The 18,232-nt window shown below is 47.4% G+C and carries 15 protein-coding genes; 9 read left to right on the top strand and 6 right to left on the bottom strand.

What is annotated here, in order from left to right:
* Positions 1–195: 195 nt before the first annotated feature.
* Positions 196–1,077: a dienelactone hydrolase family protein gene (locus tag ACO0KV_RS11205; RefSeq protein ID WP_423042611.1), complete on the top strand. Its 882-nt coding sequence runs from the start codon at positions 196–198 to the stop codon at positions 1,075–1,077.
* 204 nt (positions 1,078–1,281) lie between these two features.
* Positions 1,282–2,034 carry a ZIP family metal transporter gene (locus ACO0KV_RS11210; protein ID WP_423042624.1) on the top strand — a complete coding sequence of 251 codons (753 nt, stop codon included), beginning with the start codon at positions 1,282–1,284 and terminating at the stop codon, positions 2,032–2,034.
* 51 nt (positions 2,035–2,085) lie between these two features.
* On the opposite strand, the gene ACO0KV_RS11215 is transcribed toward ACO0KV_RS11210, so the two are convergent.
* Both ACO0KV_RS11215 and ACO0KV_RS11220 read right to left on the bottom strand, forming a co-directional pair.
* Entirely contained in the window at positions 2,086–2,943 is an 858-nt protein-coding gene (locus ACO0KV_RS11215) for a sulfurtransferase (RefSeq protein ID WP_423042612.1), read from the bottom strand.
* A 427-nt stretch (positions 2,944–3,370) separates the two neighbouring features.
* Complete coding sequence (locus ACO0KV_RS11220) at positions 3,371–4,471, bottom strand: aromatic ring-hydroxylating oxygenase subunit alpha (protein WP_423042613.1); 1,101 nt, start codon at positions 4,469–4,471, stop codon at positions 3,371–3,373.
* 528 nt (positions 4,472–4,999) lie between these two features.
* On the opposite strand from ACO0KV_RS11220, the gene ACO0KV_RS11225 reads away from it, so the two are divergent.
* Together ACO0KV_RS11225 and ACO0KV_RS11230 are read left to right on the top strand one after the other, a co-directional pair.
* On the top strand, positions 5,000–5,932 hold the full coding sequence (locus ACO0KV_RS11225) for a lipase family alpha/beta hydrolase (protein ID WP_423042614.1): 933 nt from the start codon (positions 5,000–5,002) through the stop codon (positions 5,930–5,932).
* A gap of 35 nt (positions 5,933–5,967) precedes the next feature.
* Complete coding sequence (locus ACO0KV_RS11230; RefSeq protein WP_423042615.1) at positions 5,968–6,921, top strand: lipase secretion chaperone; 954 nt, start codon at positions 5,968–5,970, stop codon at positions 6,919–6,921.
* A gap of 78 nt (positions 6,922–6,999) precedes the next feature.
* Here the strand turns inward: ACO0KV_RS11230 and ACO0KV_RS11235 are convergent, their stop codons facing one another.
* Positions 7,000–9,192: a DUF1631 family protein gene (locus ACO0KV_RS11235; RefSeq protein WP_423042616.1), complete on the bottom strand. Its 2,193-nt coding sequence runs from the start codon at positions 9,190–9,192 to the stop codon at positions 7,000–7,002.
* Positions 9,193–9,639: 447 nt separating this feature from the next.
* Between ACO0KV_RS11235 and ACO0KV_RS11240 the strand changes: the two genes are divergently transcribed.
* Genes ACO0KV_RS11240 through dxs form a run of 3 tightly spaced genes read left to right on the top strand, consistent with a single transcriptional unit; the run spans position 9,640 to position 12,683 of the window.
* On the top strand, positions 9,640–9,909 hold the full coding sequence (locus ACO0KV_RS11240) for an exodeoxyribonuclease VII small subunit (protein ID WP_423042617.1): 270 nt from the start codon (positions 9,640–9,642) through the stop codon (positions 9,907–9,909).
* 2 nt (positions 9,910–9,911) lie between these two features.
* The gene (locus tag ACO0KV_RS11245) at positions 9,912–10,793 is read left to right on the top strand and encodes a polyprenyl synthetase family protein (RefSeq protein ID WP_423042625.1); all 882 of its coding nucleotides are present in this window, start codon (positions 9,912–9,914) and stop codon (positions 10,791–10,793) included.
* Positions 10,794–10,805: 12 nt separating this feature from the next.
* On the top strand, positions 10,806–12,683 hold the full coding sequence (gene dxs / locus ACO0KV_RS11250) for a 1-deoxy-D-xylulose-5-phosphate synthase (RefSeq protein ID WP_423042618.1): 1,878 nt from the start codon (positions 10,806–10,808) through the stop codon (positions 12,681–12,683).
* Between the two features lie 102 nt (positions 12,684–12,785).
* On the opposite strand, the gene lpxC is transcribed toward dxs, so the two are convergent.
* A complete protein-coding gene (gene lpxC / locus ACO0KV_RS11255) occupies positions 12,786–13,721 on the bottom strand; it encodes a UDP-3-O-acyl-N-acetylglucosamine deacetylase (RefSeq protein WP_423042626.1) in 936 nt (311 codons plus the stop codon).
* 155 nt (positions 13,722–13,876) lie between these two features.
* On the bottom strand, positions 13,877–14,383 hold the full coding sequence (locus ACO0KV_RS11260) for a peroxiredoxin (RefSeq protein WP_423042627.1): 507 nt from the start codon (positions 14,381–14,383) through the stop codon (positions 13,877–13,879).
* 439 nt (positions 14,384–14,822) lie between these two features.
* Between ACO0KV_RS11260 and ACO0KV_RS11265 the strand changes: the two genes are divergently transcribed.
* A complete protein-coding gene (locus tag ACO0KV_RS11265) occupies positions 14,823–16,454 on the top strand; it encodes a hypothetical protein (protein ID WP_423042619.1) in 1,632 nt (543 codons plus the stop codon).
* A gap of 49 nt (positions 16,455–16,503) precedes the next feature.
* A complete protein-coding gene (locus ACO0KV_RS11270) occupies positions 16,504–18,012 on the top strand; it encodes a S8 family peptidase (protein ID WP_423042620.1) in 1,509 nt (502 codons plus the stop codon).
* A 128-nt stretch (positions 18,013–18,140) separates the two neighbouring features.
* Here the strand turns inward: ACO0KV_RS11270 and ACO0KV_RS11275 are convergent.
* Positions 18,141–18,232: IS3 family transposase (locus tag ACO0KV_RS11275; protein WP_423042293.1), on the bottom strand; the 92-nt coding region annotated here is incomplete at its 5' end.

Below are 18,232 nucleotides of genomic sequence, written 5' to 3' on the forward strand. Positions count from 1 at the left end.
CATGGCGATACAGCGTGATTGATTGAATCAGCACCATCATTTTTTTGCATACTAAAGGATCATGAAACGGTTGAGGTCATCCTGAGTACCCTTCATCAAATTTCAAGCTAAGATACGGGGTACTAAGTTCCAATCAACCATCAACCATTACCCCTCAAACATTAACCCACATCCTTAACCGATCAGGAGACAGCGATGCAACACCGTGAAGAGTTTAATAGTATGACTGGACATTCTGACGAGGCTGAACCAATGAGCCGCCGTAACTTTATACAAACAGCAGTGGGCGTCGGTTTTGCGGCCGCCGCTTTGCCGGTATGCGCACAGACGATGATTAAAACGGACAGCAGTGGTCTTGAGGCTGGTCACACGCATATTGCTATCAACGGTCAGCAAGTTCCTCTTTACTTCGCAAAACCACAGAATAAAGCGGACTTGCCTGTGATTTTAGTGATTTCAGAAATTTTTGGCGTTCATGAACACATCGCTGATGTCGCCCGACGCTTTGCCAAACTTGGTTACCTTGCGATAGCACCGGATCTGTTTGTGCGCCAAGGGGACGTCAATCACTATCCCTCTGTCGCCGAGTTAATTCAGAACATCATCGCTAAAGTACCCGACGCGCAAGTGATGGGGGATCTGGATGCGACCGTCGCTTGGGCTAAAAATCATGGTGGTGATGTCAGTCGTCTCGGCATCACAGGTTTTTGTTGGGGTGGCCGCATTACCTGGATGTATTCGGCCCACAATCCTGCTGTAAAAGCGGGGGTTGCGTGGTATGGCAAACTTATCGCAGAAGCCAATCCGTTCACGCCGACGCATCCTATCGATATCGCCGCCACTCTAAAAACGCCAATTCTGGGTTTATACGGTGCCAACGATACCGGCATTCCGGTGACGACTGTTGAACAAATGAAGGAAGCGTTGAGCAAAGGTCAAAGCCACTCCGAATTTAAAGTCTATGACAATTCCGGCCATGCATTCCATGCGGATTATCGACCAAGTTATGTCGAAGCGGATGCCAAAGATGGCTGGTCACGTGCTGTTGACTGGTTTAAGACACACGGCGTCGTGTAAGTACTCCTAGAGTTTGCAGTTGATGACCTGGATTGGCGCCTGCTATTGCTGAAATCCCGATCAACACAAAGAAAGCAGACGAATTCAATAAAGACTTCCACCTTCAATGAGGGGTAGATTTGCATAATGACCAGCTCTGTGTTTTAATTTGCAACTTAGTTGCAAATTACTCCGAGGTTCAAAATTCATTCCACTCTGATATCGATCTTAATTACCACCTCCATGGCTGGTTTATTAAGCATTACGGCTGCGGCTATTTTCTCTTTTTCTTTGCTAGCCAAAGTGGTCGAGCGTATGGTCGCCTTATCGGTTGGCATCATGTTGTCAACGTCGCTACTACACGCACTGCCGGAAGCCTTTGAGTACAAAGCCGATCCGCATACGTTATTCGCCTGCTTACTCGGTGGTCTGCTGACTTTTTTTCTACTCGAAAAATTTGCGATACTACGGCATTCTCATCATCACGAAGGCGATGGTCATCATCATGAACATGGGCATGATGCGCATGAAGCAGGCAAAGCCGGATGGATGATTTTGCTCGGTGACGGCATGCATAATTTCACCGACGGTATTTTGATTGCTGCTGCATTTTTGGCCAATCCACAATTGGGATTCGTGACAGCATTTGCCATTATTGCGCATGAGATTCCACAAGAAATCGGTGATTTTATTATCCTGCTCAACGCAGGCTTCAGCCGTACCCGTGCTTATCTATACAATTTGGCCTGCAGTATGATGGGGGTGTTCGGCGGTGTTCTTGGTTATTTCACACTAGAACACGCCAATGGCATGATTCCGTACGTGCTGGTCTGCGCTTCATCAGGCTTTATTTATATTGCAGTCAGCGACCTGATGCCGCAAATGCAACGCAGGACCACCCTGAAAGAAACCATTCCGCAGATCGTGTTAGTCGCACTTGGTGTTCTCATCGTGCTATTTGTGACTAGACACGAATAAGACAGCGAGCATACATCATAAAAAACGGGGATCGTGATCCCCGTTTTTTTGTTATCGTGCGACCGGACGACCGCTATCAGCGCACCATTCACTCCAGGAGCCCGGATACAAGGCGGCGCCGCTTAAACCCGCAACGTCCAATGCCAGCAAGTTATGGCAGGCAGTCACACCGGACCCGCATTGCATGACGGATTTTTCAGGATGGGACACAATACCAGACCATTCAGTACGTAATTGTTCTGGAGATTTAAAACGACCATCTGCTTGCAGGTTGTCTTTAAAGAAGCGGTTAATTGCACCAGGAATATGCCCGCCCACCGGATCAATCGTTTCATTTTCACCGCGGAAGCGATCGGCAGCACGCGCATCGACAATAGTAAATTGAGGATGATCGATATTCGCTAAAACGGCAGCAACATCGACCTGTGCCACCAGCGTTGACTGCGCTGTGAACTGACCAGCACGTACTGTAGGGACGTCTACGGTCAATGGCAATGACAGCGCAGTCCATGCAGGCAAACCACCGTCGAGTACAGCAACCGCTGCATGACCAACCCAGCGCAACATCCACCATAAACGTGCAGCAAACATGCCTCCTTGTGCGTCATAGATAATCACTTGTGTATCGTTATTGATTCCTAATGCGCGTAGCGTCTGAATAAACTGCTGTTTTTCCGGTAACGGATGGCGCCCCCGGAACACGCCGTCGGGCCCAACCTTAGCAGCAGACAATGATTGGTCCAGATGAACAAACTGAGCCCCCGGCAGATGTCCCGCCACATACGCCTGCAAACCCGCCCGGCTATCCATCAAATCGTGCCTTACGTCGAGAATGACCCAATGTTTATCATTGAGATGGGTAGACAAATCTTGTGCGCTGATCAGCGTGGAAAACGTTGGCGACTGCATAGGTAACTCCGCAAAAAAAATCGGTATGAAAAATCAGTATGAGAAATCGGCGACAAGATAAATATACTGATATTTATCACTCAGCACCACACCTCACCTGCTTGTTGCATCGCGAAGATAGCATATAGTTGTCCCCTGCTGGAATCGGACAGTAATGAATGCTTAAATTGTGAAGAGAGATGAGGCGATAAGAGCCACCATTCATGTAGCTTTCGACGTTGCTTTCGCCGTTGCTTTCGACGTTGCCGTTGAATTGGTTTTTGCCCCTACCCGCTTTAGACAAAGCAAAGCAAAGTAAGTGACTGCCGGACCACATTCGGCCTAGTCGCAAGAACCGCTATCTCACAAATTAGCAAAAGAGTGGCAGGTCACGCCCCCCCCTACCGCAAGGAAGAATTCGCGTCGATACCCTCCGCCCCGCAGAACATCAAAACGCCATGCGACGCCGATACCACTCATGGAAATGCTGCATCCCATCTTCCATCGGCGACTGATAAGGGCCCACCTCATTTTCGCCACGCGCCAACAAGATCTTACGCCCTGCATCCATACGTTGACCGATTTCATCATCCTCAATACATGTTTCCATGTACGCTGCACGTTCCGCCTCAATGAACTCGCGCTCGAACAAGACGATTTCTTCTGGATAATAAAACTCAACCACGTTTCTGGTTTTGCCCGTCGCCGTCGGCCACAAAGTAGAAACCACAAGCACGTGCGGATACCACTCGACCATAATGTTCGGGTACAACGTCAGCCAAATAGCGCCATATTTCGGTGGTTCGCCATTACGGAACTTCAATACCTGCTCTTGCCATTGACGATATTTATCGGTACCAGATTTGAGCAAACCGCTATTCACGCCGACGGTCTGAACGCTGTAATCATCACCGAATTCCCAACGCAAATCATCACAAGTAACAAAACTACCGAGACCAGGATGGAACGGTTCGACGTGATAATCTTCCAGATAAACCTCAATGAAGGTTTTCCAGTTGTAATCACATTCATGGACTTCAACGTGATCTAGCATATAGCCAGTAAAATCGAGATCTTTGGTCACGCTGAGCTGACCCATGCGCTCCATCACGTTATAGCCGTTTTGCTCAAAAAGCAGGCCATTCCAGTTTTGTAAAGGCGTGCGCTGGAGATTCAGACACGGGGTATCTGAAAAATGCGGTGCACCTATGAGCTCGCCTTTAAGATCGTAAGTCCAGCGATGCAGAGGACAAACGATGTTATTTGCGTTACCACGGCCGTTAAACATCAAGGCCTGACGATGGCGGCAGACGTTAGACATCAGCTCAATGCCATGCGCATTTCGCACAAGCATGCGGCCTTCATTTTCGGACTGTAAAGTCGCGAAATCACCCACGTTAGGAACCATCAGTTCATGACCGACGTAACGTGGACCAGCTTGGAACAACTCTTTGAGTTCGCGTTGTAATAACGTTTCGTCAAAATAGACTTGTACCGGAAGTTGCGCGTCAGAACGCGCGAGTGTAGACAAAGAAGCCAGATCGGACATCCCCACCCCCCAAATTAATTTGCACCAACCTAAGAGAGAAAGAATCCACAAAAACCTGTTTTCGACTGGGGTTTCAATTCAGACGAAAATTCAAACGATCAAACGACTTGAAGAGGAAATTTTGGACAGAACTGATAATTATACCTGAAAGAATTAATTTTCACTTAAACGTGACCAACTTTCTGTGATAAATCAAGTCCTTAGCAGGCTGCCCCATCTCAAAAAAAGTCTGTACCAAATATCAGACGATGTGTACTTTAGTCATCTCACTCTAAATTACCACCAAGATTTGATCCTCCATATTCGGATGAGAGTGCCGCACTCTGAAAAGAGATGAAACTGCTCTGTATATTATTTCCTGCAGACATAAAAGACGCATTTTTTATCTCAATTTTATGTTGCGTCGCAACTTGCTTTCGCCTTCACTAAAAAACTACTCTCGGTCAGGCTAACTTCATCGACATCAACGATGTCACCTTGAATTTAGTTCCGCCCGGTTTTTTAAGCGACTTTTAAGAAAGAACAAAAATGAATAACAGATTAGTAAAAAAGTTTTTTGCACTCTTAATCGCGTTGTCTCTGCTACCAGCACAGGCATGGGCAACAGGCTACACGGGTACAAAATATCCTATCGTGTTAGTTCACGGTCTGTTTGGGTTCGATAACATTGGTCCCGTTGAATACTTTTATGGAATTCCTGCGGCACTCCGTGCTGATGGCGCGCAGGTGTTTGTCACTCAGGTCTCTGCTGCCAACAGCACTGAAGCTCGCGGCGAACAACTACTGGCCGAAGTAAAACAAATTTTGGCAGTCACAGGCGCAAGCAAAGTTAATCTGATCGGACATAGTCACGGCGGCCCGACCGCAAGATATGTTGCCTCTGTTCGTCCAGATATAGTTGCCTCCGTAACATCAGTAGGCGGTGTCAACAAAGGCTCTAAGTTTGCAGATTTTCTGCTAGGTGTTGCGCCTCCTGGAAGTTATTCGAATGCTGTCGTGGTTTCCCTCGGTAACGGACTAGCAAAGTTAATCAGCGTCCTTTCTGGACAACCAACACTGCCACAAAATGCTTTACTGGCTGCAAATTCTCTCAGTACCGCAGGCTCACTCAAATTTAATGCAGCGCATCCTGAGGGCATACCAACGAGTGCCTGCGGCGAGGGAGTCTACAACGTGAACGGTGTGTCGTATTACTCTTGGAGCGGCGCGCAACAAGCAACAAATCTTCTCGATCCTTCTGATCCAGCATTGGTACTGACATCGCTGGCGTTCAGTGGTGAAAAAAATGATGGTCTGGTTGGTAGCTGCTCTTCACATCTAGGTCAAGTTATTCGTGACGACTACGGCATGAACCATCTGGATGAAGTTAATCAAGTGATCGGGCTGGTCAACATCTTTGAAACCAATCCAGTTACGGTTTTCAGGCAACATGCCAACCGTCTAAAAAATAGCGGTCTTTAATTCAGTATGACGATAGCACCGGCGCGGAGTCATAGATGAATAAAAGAATAAGTGTTGTCTTTGTGGCGGTGACGATCATCACCGCTACTTTTTCTGTTTGGCTAATCAATTCAAAAAGACAGGATCAGGCTATTCACCTGATATCCAAAGATCATCCTTTTTCTTTTGTTAAATCACTCGATGGAACGGAAGTTGATGGAGATATCAGACAGAATAATGACGGCAATCTGGTCGTCAGCGGCGAATTGAAACGTCTGTTTGACTATTATCTATCTGCGACAGGCGAAAAAGATCTCTCCGATATTCAAACCCAAATAGAAAAGATCCTGGATCAAAAATTAAAACCGGTCGCAGCAAGACAGGCGAAGCAATTACTCAGTCAATATATTGCTTATAAAAAAGCACTGGTCAGCTTGGAGAAGGAAGGTACAAATAATGCGCATGCGGGAGACGATGTATTCGCTACAGTTAAAACCCGCTGGCAGCGAATGCACCAGTTGCGCGCCCAATTTTTTAACGAAAAAGAAATACAGGCAATGTTTGGCTTTGATGATGCCTACGATCAGGATGCACTGGCAAGGCTGGTCATCAGCCAAGATAAAACACTCACCGAAGCCCAAAAGAAAGAAAAACTCTTGGCGTTAGATAACGCCATGTCGCCGGAGCTGCGTGAGGCAAAGACCGCGCCTTATCAGCTAATCCACTTAAACGAACAAACAGAAAAAATGCGTCGTGAAGGCGCCAGTGAAGATGATATTTACCGTATGCGTGCGGCAGCGACTAGTCCGGAAGCTGCCGATCGTCTGGCGCAAGTCGATCGCGATTCTAACGACTGGAATAGGCGAATCAAACACTATCTAGAACAACGCCAGCAACGAGGCTTGACGACATCGGAGACGATGACAGCTGATCAGCAAACGCAATTACAACAATTGCGAAATCAGTTATTTACTGCGCAGGAGCAAAAACGATTATCGGCTTATGAATAACGATTTTGCATATCAATACAGTCACTCATCATATGCCATCGTGATCAAGTCATTACCTGGGCAATGACGGCACTCGCCTTATTTCGTTTCAGGCATATCTTCAAGCACATCCAGCAATGCCCTATCGATCACTTTATCGAGCACTAGGATGTGCGCACGTTGTTGGCTAAAGGCCTTTTCTAATTCGTTAGCCGAAATAGAAAAGCTTTTTTCTTTCTGGCTTGAAGTAAAAATATACAGACTACGCATCGGACTAACCCATGCCAGCCGCACTCTGAGCACTTCCTTATTTTCTTTCATAAATTCCAGCCAGACTCCGCGCTCCAGTTGTGCGACAGTCATCATATGATGTTCGTCAACTGGGAGTGGCGCATTCATAGCAGCCTGTTCTGCCGCTACGCGTTTCTCTAAGCGGCGCTCAGTTGCTTGCTGCGCCGCTGCCACAGCCAACTCTAGCTGACGCTGCGGAGAAAGTTCGAGCGGTGCACGGACAATCGATGCATGACACTCTGCAAGGTCGGCAAAAAACTGAATCCGATCCGCGTCCTCCCATTTGATCCGGCTCAGCCATTTATTTAATCGCGCCAGAATTACTGGTAAACGGTTAAGTAGTTCCTGGCGCTCTTGCAACGTAATTTTAGGCTTAACGCTCCAGATCAAATCATCCATCGTCTGGATCGCATCGACCACTGCGTGTGGCTTCTCGTCCTGGACGGTATAAGCGAGCGTCAATACTTTGGTCCAACGATTTTCAAGAAAAGTCTCAACAAAGGCGACCACTTCTCCGCTACCGACCCGCACCGCCACCTCCTGTGTTGCAGTCATGGTTGCCTGTTTGATTTTTTCTTTTCTGAGCGCCTTTTGTATTGGGATATGCAAAGCGTCAGCGCTTGCTTGTTCTTCTTTTGCAATAGATGACTCGAGATCATGAATGACCTCTTCGAATAAAGCGACTTCGCGATCAAATTCTATTGAAACACGATGCACATTTTTTTGCATCGCCAGGTAAAGAGGGTCATCTTTACCTTTGTTTTGATCAACGGCAGGACTGTAGCAAGATAGTAAATCAATCAATCGACGCGCCGGATGTTGCTCCTGAAAAAAGAAGTCCTTATCGATTAACGCCGCTTTCAGCACCGGAATTTGTAAGAGCGAAATCAGCTCTTTGACTGGCGCTGGGATCGCAGGATTCCGAAATACATGATCGAATACCTGCGCCAGCAAATCCAGCGTATGCTTCTCAACGCCGATGCCAATACCGTCACTTAATTGTTCCTGCAATTGCGAAAGACGAACGACATCCTGCGCGTTGGCCATCTGCTGCATTAATTTAATACTCTGTTGCGCTTTTTCTAATTGCATGAATAACGCCACGTTTAACGCCTCCTTGGCTGGCGCATGGAGTGGTGCTATTGCAGCATCTGAAGAAACCACAGAAGAACCGTCGGATAAAAATGCTTTTAGTTTTTTCTGTGCAGTTGTAAGCGAAATCTGATCGCCGCGGCGGACGCCATTTGGTACGAAGAGAGGTTTTTCGGTGTCACTCTCTGTGGAGTGACCGGTCTGACTATGATTACGCTGGATACGATAGGACTCCGGCAAGACGGGCAAAATATTTTTATCGACCAGCCATTGATTCAGCGCACCCAAGATGGGTTCAAAATCGAACAAGATATCTGCCCGCAGCAGCGGAAAAATTAATTCTTGGCTATTTTTTTCTGGATCAAACGCACACCATGCCACGTAAATAGCATGTAAAAATACATCCGGGCGAAACGGGTTTTGTGCAATGCTCAACGTGTCCTGGCATAACAGATGCGATAGCCGGATATTGAGAGCGGCATATTGTTCTGCACAATCGAGCTCAATGGCGCGACTAACGCGACTAAGTGCCAGTTTTTGATCCATTTCTTCATAACTGACCAAACTAAATCCGCCGGCATTGCCTTGCGCTAATTGCCGCTGAGCACCCTCCGCTAATAAGTGCTCTATTTCACCTTTGAAGGTTTTCTCAAGCTCCACTGAAGCAAGGTGATAAAACGCGTAGACATTTTTCTTCAACAACTGTCCTGCATGAAAGCTAAGATTGGCGATGCGTGAATCCGTACTTTGCTCAGAATACGCGAGCAATGCATTTGCCAGACGGGCAGCAAAGGCATCCACTTGCGCAATCGTCTGATGGTTCACCAGAGGAATTAATGCGCGCAACAATTCCGGACGCGGTGTGCTCAATCCAGTCAATTCGGAATGCAGTGGAGTGGATTGAATCATATTCAGCAATATGGGAATGATCCGCTATATGAGAAACAACAAACGCACCAAAAAGAGCGCCACAGGCAATCGCTTGGTTTTATACTTTGCTTCGACGGCTAACGACGACACGAGCTGAAAGAAGTCACAGGAAATATTAAAATAACAATAAATTATTACTCTGCAAGCCAGACAGATCGCTTATTGTTTGTTCACCTTCTTAAACTATATACTCTAAATTTCCACATGGAAATATTTTTATCGCAATATTGACTGCTTTTTTGAGGTTTTACCTCGGCGTTAAGTTCTGCGTAGGAGTAATTTTTTTGGCGTCTAGAGGAAACATGTCATTTTGTAAGTATTTTTGTGTAACTATGACAATTTAACGCCAACTCGATTGGATTGCTCTAAAATAGAGGGTTGAACTTTTTCGCGTAATTTTGCGCAATATTTGTCAATAAACATTTTATGCCTAAAAAAAATACCAGTGCTACTTTGCCCGAAGAAGCCACTGCCCCAGCCTCATTTGAGGCGGCAATGGAAGAACTGAGTGTGCTAGTGGCGCAAATGGAGGCAGGAGACTTACCTCTGGAAAAATCCGTCATCGCTTATCAGCGGGGATCAGAATTAATTAAATATTGTGCAAGTCAACTCGATAAAGTTGAGCAGCAAGTCAAAGTGTTGGAAGCAGGAATGCTCAAACCATTTAATGTTGATAATGATGAGGAACTTGCATGAGCATGGATTTCCGCACCTGGATGAAAGTAACGCAAGATAATTGCGAAGAAGCACTCTCAGAGTTCATACCGCAATCGGATATCGCTCCACGGCGCCTGCATGAAGCAATGCGCTACGCAGCATTAGACGGTGGAAAACGGGTACGCCCCTTATTAGTATTCGCGGCAGGCCAGCTTTTTAATGCACCAGACGAATTACTTCGTCGTGCGGCGGTCGCAGTCGAAATGATTCACGCCTATTCCTTAGTGCATGATGATATGCCATGCATGGATGATGATGCGTTGCGTCGCGGCAAACCAACCGTCCATGTCAAATACGATGAGGCAACGGCACTGTTAGTCGGAGATGCACTGCAATCACAAGCATTTATCGTGTTATCTGAAGGTAACGGCGATGCGCTGACCAAATTAGCCATGGTACGTTTATTGGCACAGGCTTCTGGCTCCGTTGGTATGTGTGGCGGGCAGGCAATTGACTTAGCCAGTGTTGGTCTGGCATTGAGCCGAGACCAATTAGAACAAATGCATCGCCTGAAAACCGGCGCGCTATTACGCGCATCGGTATTACTCGGTGCGATGAGCGGGAAAACACTCACTGCTACAGAGGTTGCAGCACTCAATGTGTATTCTGCTGCGATAGGATTGGCGTTTCAGGTCGTGGACGATATTCTCGACGCGACCGCAGATTCAGCGACACTTGGTAAAACAGCAGGTAAAGACGCCGCTGACAACAAGCCTACCTATGTCAGCCTCTTGGGTTTAACTGCATCAAAAGAATTAGCAACGCAACTTTGCAACGACGCTCACCAAGCTTTAGTGCCGTTTGGCACACAAGCACACTATTTACACGACCTTGCAGATCTGATCGTGCAAAGACAAGCATAACTGGCAGCCTCTATGACGAACTTACTTCAAAAAATCAACTCTCCAGGAGACTTACGTCACCTGACTCGCCAGCAATTGCACGCATATGCCTCTGAGCTACGTCAATATGTTCTTGAATCCGTCTCCAAAACAGGTGGGCATTTATCTTCTAACCTTGGCACGGTTGAGCTGACCGTTGCTTTGCATTACGTCTACAACACGCCAGATGACCGGATCATCTGGGACGTTGGCCATCAAACTTATCCACATAAGATTATCACTGGCCGTCGTGACATGATGCATACGCTGCGCCAATTTGATGGCATTTCTGGTTTTCCACGCCGTTCAGAAAGTGAGTACGATACTTTCGGTACCGCGCATTCATCGACCTCCATCTCAGCGGCACTCGGGATGGCTTTGGCTTCACGCAATAAAGGTGAAGACCGCCATTCTGTTGCTGTTATCGGCGACGGTTCAATGACAGCGGGCATGGCGTTTGAAGCACTCAATAATGCCGGTGTTTATGACGACATTAACATGCTGGTCATTCTGAACGACAACGATATGTCGATTTCGCCACCGGTTGGCGCGTTAAATCGCTATCTGGCACGCCTGATGTCTGGCAAGTTTTACGCAGCGGCCCGCAATGTCGGCAAATCGGTTTTACCTTCCCCGATGCTGGAACTGGCGAAACGTTTTGAAGAACATGCCAAAGGGATGCTGGTTCCCGCCACCATGTTTGAAGAATTTGGTTTCAATTACATCGGCCCCATCGATGGTCACGATCTGGAATCGCTGATCCCAACATTGCAAAACATCCGTCACTTGAAGGGCCCGCAATTTTTACACGTGGTCACCAAGAAAGGTCAGGGCTATAAACTAGCAGAAGCCGATCCAGTCTTGTATCACGGTCCCGGCAAATTTAATCCTGCCGAAGGTATCAAACCAAGCACCTCATCCAAGCTGACTTACACGCAAGTATTTGGTCAATGGCTGTGCGATATGGCAGTGGCTGACGAAAAGTTAATCGGCATTACACCTGCTATGCGTGAAGGTTCGGGCATGGTCGAGTTTGAAAAGCAATTCCCGAAGCGCTATTTTGACGTCGGTATCGCCGAGCAACATGCCGTAACCTTTGCAGCAGGTATAGCGTGCGAGGGATTGAAGCCGGTTGTCGCGATTTACTCAACATTCTTGCAACGCGCCTACGATCAACTGATCCACGATGTGGCATTACAGAATCTGGATGTGACCTTTGCACTCGATCGTGCAGGCTTAGTAGGTGCCGATGGCGCAACCCATGCCGGCAATTACGATATGGCCTTCTTACGCTGCATTCCTAACATGGTCATCATGGCAGCTGCTGATGAAAATGAGTGCCGTCAGATGTTGAGTACCGGCTATCACTATCCTGGGCCCGCCGCAATTCGCTATCCACGTGGAGCCGGAATTGGCGCAACCGTTGAAAAAGAACTGACCACACTACCAATTGGTAAAGGTGAAATTAAGCGCCAAGGCAACAAGGTCGCTATCCTTGCCTTTGGCTCGATGGTATATCCGGCGTTAGCAGCCGCAGAATCTCTCGATGCCACTGTTGCTAATATGCGCTTCGTCAAACCGCTGGATGCCGACTTAGTCAAATCGCTAGCCGCATCCCATGATGTGCTGGTCACGGTAGAAGAAGGATGTACGATGGGCGGTGCAGGGTCTGCTGTCGCTGAAGCATTATCTGAAGCCGGTATTGAGATACCATTGCTCATCCTGGGATTACCAGACAAATTTATTGATCACGGTGATGTGCATTTGCTGTTGAGCCAATGCGGTCTTGATGCCAAAGGCATTGAGGCATCAATACGCCAACGCTTCGTAAGTCATTTCGCTGATGTACAAAAACTGGCGGCAAATGCCTGATTACTTATTCAGCAGAAAGTAACAATGAAAAGGCGTTGTCCATTCCTACCTCAGCATTTGCATTTCAGCAATTTACAGGCATCGTCTTGCTGTTATCGACTTTCAGGCTGTTGACCATTCGCGCTGACTTTGCTCCGAATAGCTGACCGGCGCGCCTTGGATATCGTCAAACGTAACGATTTCATAGGAGTCAGGCTGAGACAACAATACGCGCAGCAACTGGTTATTCAATCCATGCCCGGATTTATGCGCCGTATAACTGGCCAAAAAAGGATGGCCGATCAGGTACAAATCGCCAATCGCGTCGAGGATTTTATGGCGGACAAATTCATCATCAAAACGCAAACCATCTGAATTTAAAATCCGGTATTCATCCATCACTATCGCATTTTCCATGGAGCCACCGCGTGCCAGCCCAATTCCACGCAGCATTTCCACATCCTGCATAAAACCGAAGGTGCGCGCTCTCGCGACATCTTTAACGAATGACACTTTTTCAAAATCAACCTCGGCAGTTTGTACTGTGCCATCCACTGCCGGATGATTGAATTCAATAAAGAAATGTAGCTTAAATCCATCGTAAGGCTCAAGACGCGCCCATTTTTCTGTTTTACCGCTTCCTTCGCGAATTTCCACTGGCTTTAAGACACGGATGAATTTCTTGGCTGCTGCTTGCTCTTGCAAACCAGCTTGCTGAAGGAGATAGACAAACGACGATGCCGAGCCATCCATGATAGGAATTTCTTCAGCGCTCACATCAATATATAAATTATCGACACCCAAACCAGCACATGCGGAGAGTAAGTGCTCAACAGTAGAAACGCGCTGACCATTATTCGACAACGTGGATGCCATGCGGGTATCGCCCACACTCATCGCATCAGCAGGGAACACCAGCGGTGGATTAAGGTCGGTACGTGTAAATACAATACCGGTATCAACAGGAGCAGGACGTAACACAAGCTCAACTTTGGTACCCGAATGCAAACCGACGCCGACGGTTTTGACTAATTGTTTGATGGTTGTTTGCTTTAACATCCCTCTATTATAACAATTCATGAAAAAACCGATGTAACACACTGCAAACGGCTTGAAAAGCACACAAAATTTGATGCAATGTCGACATGTAAACATGAAAAAAAACAGCGCATGCTTTGTTAGCAATGCGCTGTTTTCAGAAGAAACTGAAAGGCTTAAGCCAGTTGTGCTACCAATGTTTCTGCATTGGAAACTTCAAACTTACCGCCTTCTTCCACGTTGAGTTGTTTGACTACGCCGTCCACTGCCAGCAGTGAGTAACGCTGGGAACGTGTGCCCATACCAAATTTACTAAAGTCTGCCGAGAGACCTAATGCCTTGCTAAAGTCGCCATTGCCGTCAGCCATCATGCGAACAACGCCGGTTGCCTTCTGATCGCGACCCCATGCACCCATGACGAATGCATCATTCACAGAAATACACCAGATTTCGTCTACACCCTTCGCTTTTAATTCCGCTGCATGAGCGATATAACCAGGAACGTGTTTTGCTGAGCAAGTCGGCGTAAAGGCACCTGGCAATCCGAAAATCGCTATGGTTTTGCCTTTCACTAAATCCGCAACTTGGAAAGTATTAGGGCCGATACTACATCCCTCTCCTTCTACTTCAATAAATTCTGCCAAGCTGCCTGCTGGTAAATGCTCGCCGATTTGTATGCTCATCATTATTCCTTTCATGAAATTCTATAGTGTCTGCCTGCGCCTAAGCGCCGCACGGAGTGGCACAGCGTTTATAACAAGTTACTGTGCACGTCGGGAGTATGCCTGACTAAGCAAAAACTTGCAGAAAGTCCAAAAAATATCAAGCAATCTCTTTTGGATGTTGCGCCCATTATACGAAATATAATTTTTTTACAAACCTTTTGGTTTATGACATTTTTTAACAAATAAGATGCTAGGATTGCAACTGATATCAAGGCACTAATATATTTATGTAGTTGCTATTAAAAAATAGCAGCAACTTGCCACTGATACGCAAGCGTAATCGTGAAGGTGTAGATAGAATGAGCTAAGCAGTTCATAGGAATCATCTTTGCTTGTTTTTGGTTATCTCATGTTGTTTGATTTTAAATTTTAGAATGTCCGAGGAGTAGCAGAAAAAATGAACAAATTGATTCCGTCTAGCGGCATGCCGATTAAACGCATCTGCCTGGCTTTGGTGAGCGTCGGCTTCACGACTCTGTTAACAGGCTGCGGCGGTTCGTCCTCACCGCCACCGCCAACCGTGACCATTGATGTGTTCGGTGCTCGTGGTTCGACCCTAACCGCAGTAGTCACCTCAACAAATTGCTCGGCGACGCCGACCGTCACATGGCAAACGTCAGGTGGTGTTGCGCTCGGCACAGGTCTGAGCATTCAAGATACACAGCCGTTGTCCGCTATTTCTGCAACTGCTACGTGCTCAACAGCGACACTCACTGAAAATTTACAGCCACTTTCTGTCTACAGCTCCTTAGCAGCGTTCGCTGTATTGCAAAATAAAACAGTCGAAGCATGGGGCAACCCTGTGTGGGGTGGACAAACCGCAGCAGGCGAAGCGCTGACAACCATTACACAGTTATATCCATCAGATCGCGGCTTTGCTGCTCTATTAGCTGACAATACCGTTCAGACGTGGGGTAGTAGTTATGTTGCTGTAAGTAACCCTAACCTTGTTGACACAAGTAAGGGCTCAATTGCAACGAGCGCGCTGACAAACATCGCCTCAGTCATTCCAGGTCGTGTCGCCTACTTCGCAACCAAAAAAGACGGTTCTTTTGTCGCATGGGGAAGTTACCGTGGGTTGATTTCGCAAGTTGATACCTTGATGAACAATGCCACTGATGGTTTAAGTGCGAGTACATTGGCTTCATTAACGAATGTTCAAAGTATCGCCTCCACTGAAGGTGCTTATGCCGCATTAAAAACAGATGGCACAGTAGTGACTTTTGGCGATCCTGACGCTGGTGGCGATAGTAGCTCTGTGCAAGCACAGCTAACCAACGTCACACAAGTTGTCGGTACCAACTACGATTTCGTCGCGCTGCGTAAAGACGGTACGGTTGTTGGCTGGACTGGACAATTCGGCTGGGCCATTCCGACTTCGACGTTAACTGGCGTCACTAACCTGACAGTCAATGGCATCGTTGGTGTTGCGACGACAAAAACAGACGCCTCTGCATTTGGCTATGCGCCTGACGTTGACGCTGCAGATAGCAGTTCCGTGACAACTTTATTGAAAAGTGTTGCACAGGTTTATTCAACGCAAACAGCGTTTGCTGCCTTGCTGACCAACGGCAATGTAGTGAGCTGGGGTGATTTACCGCGTATGCAGACAAGTTTAAACGCCGTTCAGTCTTCACTGACCAACGTTAAAAATATTGTCTCTTCAGAATATGCATTTGCAGCTCTGAAAAATGATGGCACCGTTGTGACCTGGGGTGATCCTACTGTCGGTGGCGATAGCAGCAGCGTCGCCTCTCAGTTAACGAACGTAGTTTCTATCACTGCGAATAAATATGCATTCGCTGCGCTGAAGTCTAACGGTACTGTCGTCACGTGGGGCATGGCAACGAAAGGTGGTAATAGCAGCGCCGTCGCGTCGAGTCTGACAAACGTTCGCGCCATTTACGCAACACCATTTGGTGCATTTCTGGCAGTGAATAAAGACGGTACTTTTGTGAACTGGGGCGACCAATGGGCTGGTGGTGGAGCCGCACCAGCAAAACTGACAAAGATCCCATTTTCAAGCTGATCAATATTTAATCTGATCTGCGCCGTACCCAATTTGGAGTAAAAGAAGAATGAAAGCAATTAAATCACCCGTTAAGTCACTGATGGTCGCATGCATTGCTGGTTGTCTTATGACGCCAGCTTTTGCCAATGTGACAGAAGCAAACAAAAATGGTCGTACTCAGCCGCACGTGGAACAAAATCTGAGCCAGATTATCGTTAAATACCGTAACGACATCAACTACAGTGCGACGACTGCGAGTGTCGGTGGTGCGACTACCGTCACACCATTGCAGGCACAACGCTTATCTACGCTGCAATCGGTAGCACAATCGTTTGGCGCCTCTTTTAGTGTTAAACGCCAAATCGTTACTGGCGGCTGGGTGTATCGTTCCAGCGTTCCGATGAAACCTGCGCAAATGCGCGCTTTAGCGGCAAAGCTGGCACAAAGCGACCGTGCGATTGAATATGCAGAGCCCGACTATATCCGTCATGCGATGTATGTTCCAACCGATCCGATGTTCGCAACAGCGCAATGGGATTTGCAGTCATCAGCGACACAACCTGGCGGCTTGAACCTTCCTGGTGCTTGGGATTTATCTCTGGGTAAAGGTATCGTTGTCGCCGTATTGGACACTGGCTATCGTCCTCACCCTGACCTCGTACCTAATCTAGTTCCAGCGCAAAATGGTGTGGCAGGTCAGTATGGATATAACTTCATCAGCGACCCAGTGAGTGCACGGATTACCGTTCCAATCGGTGCGCAAAGTGCGCGTGGCTACGATGCACTGGACAAAGGTGACTGGGTACCAACAACGGACACGATCTGTCCGAGTCAGGCGGGGAATGATAGTAGCTGGCACGGAACGCACGTTGCAGGAACGATTGCTGCAGCAGCAAATAACGCTGGCGTCATCGGCGTAGCACCATCTGCGAAAGTCCTGCCATTACGCGTCTTGGGTAAATGCGGTGGATCTGATTCTGATATCGCAGATGCAGTTGCATGGGCAGCAGGTTTGAGCGTATCCGGTGTACCAGCAAATACCAACAAAGCGAACGTCATCAATCTGTCTCTCGGTGGAACTGGCTTCTGTACTAAAACAAGTGCGGCAGCATTCCAAATGGCAATGGCAAATGGTACGACTATCGTGATTGCTGCAGGTAACGAAAGTATCGATGCGAAAATTTCATCTCCTGCTAATTGCCCTGGCGTGATTGCGGTTGCATCGACGTCTATCACTGGCGGTCGCTCTGGGTATTCCAACTACGGTGGATCAGTTGCAGTCGCTGCGCCAGGTGGTGGTTTCACCAATGCGTCTGACGTCATCACATCAACATTACCGACAGGGAAAACAGTATCAACTGACGATACAACCTACGGCACGATGGCAGGCACATCACAAGCAACACCTCACGTCGCAGGGGTTGTAGCACTGATGTTGGCCGTCAAACCAACGTTAACGCCAGCACAAATCAAGAACATTCTGATTTCCACCGCACGTCCTGCACCAGCGAATTGCCCAGGTTGCGGCGCTGGCATTGTGGATGCGACAGCGGCAGTAAAAGCAGCAGGTAACTAAGATAAGTCGTACACAAAATCCTGAAGCAAAAATAGGCAATAGAAATAAAACAGGACTAAAGCTGGAATAAAGCATAAATAAAAAAACCGCATCGTGAACTGACCCCATTTAGTTGGACAGTTTAATTGCTATGCTACTAAGGGCTGATTTCTGTATTGCACAGGACTCAGCCCTTTTAATTTCATTTTGATGCGGTCATGATTATAGTATCGAATATAGG

The sequence above is a fragment of the Undibacterium sp. RuRC25W genome (assembly GCF_049339825.1).
Lineage (GTDB): Bacteria > Pseudomonadota > Gammaproteobacteria > Burkholderiales > Burkholderiaceae_D > Undibacterium.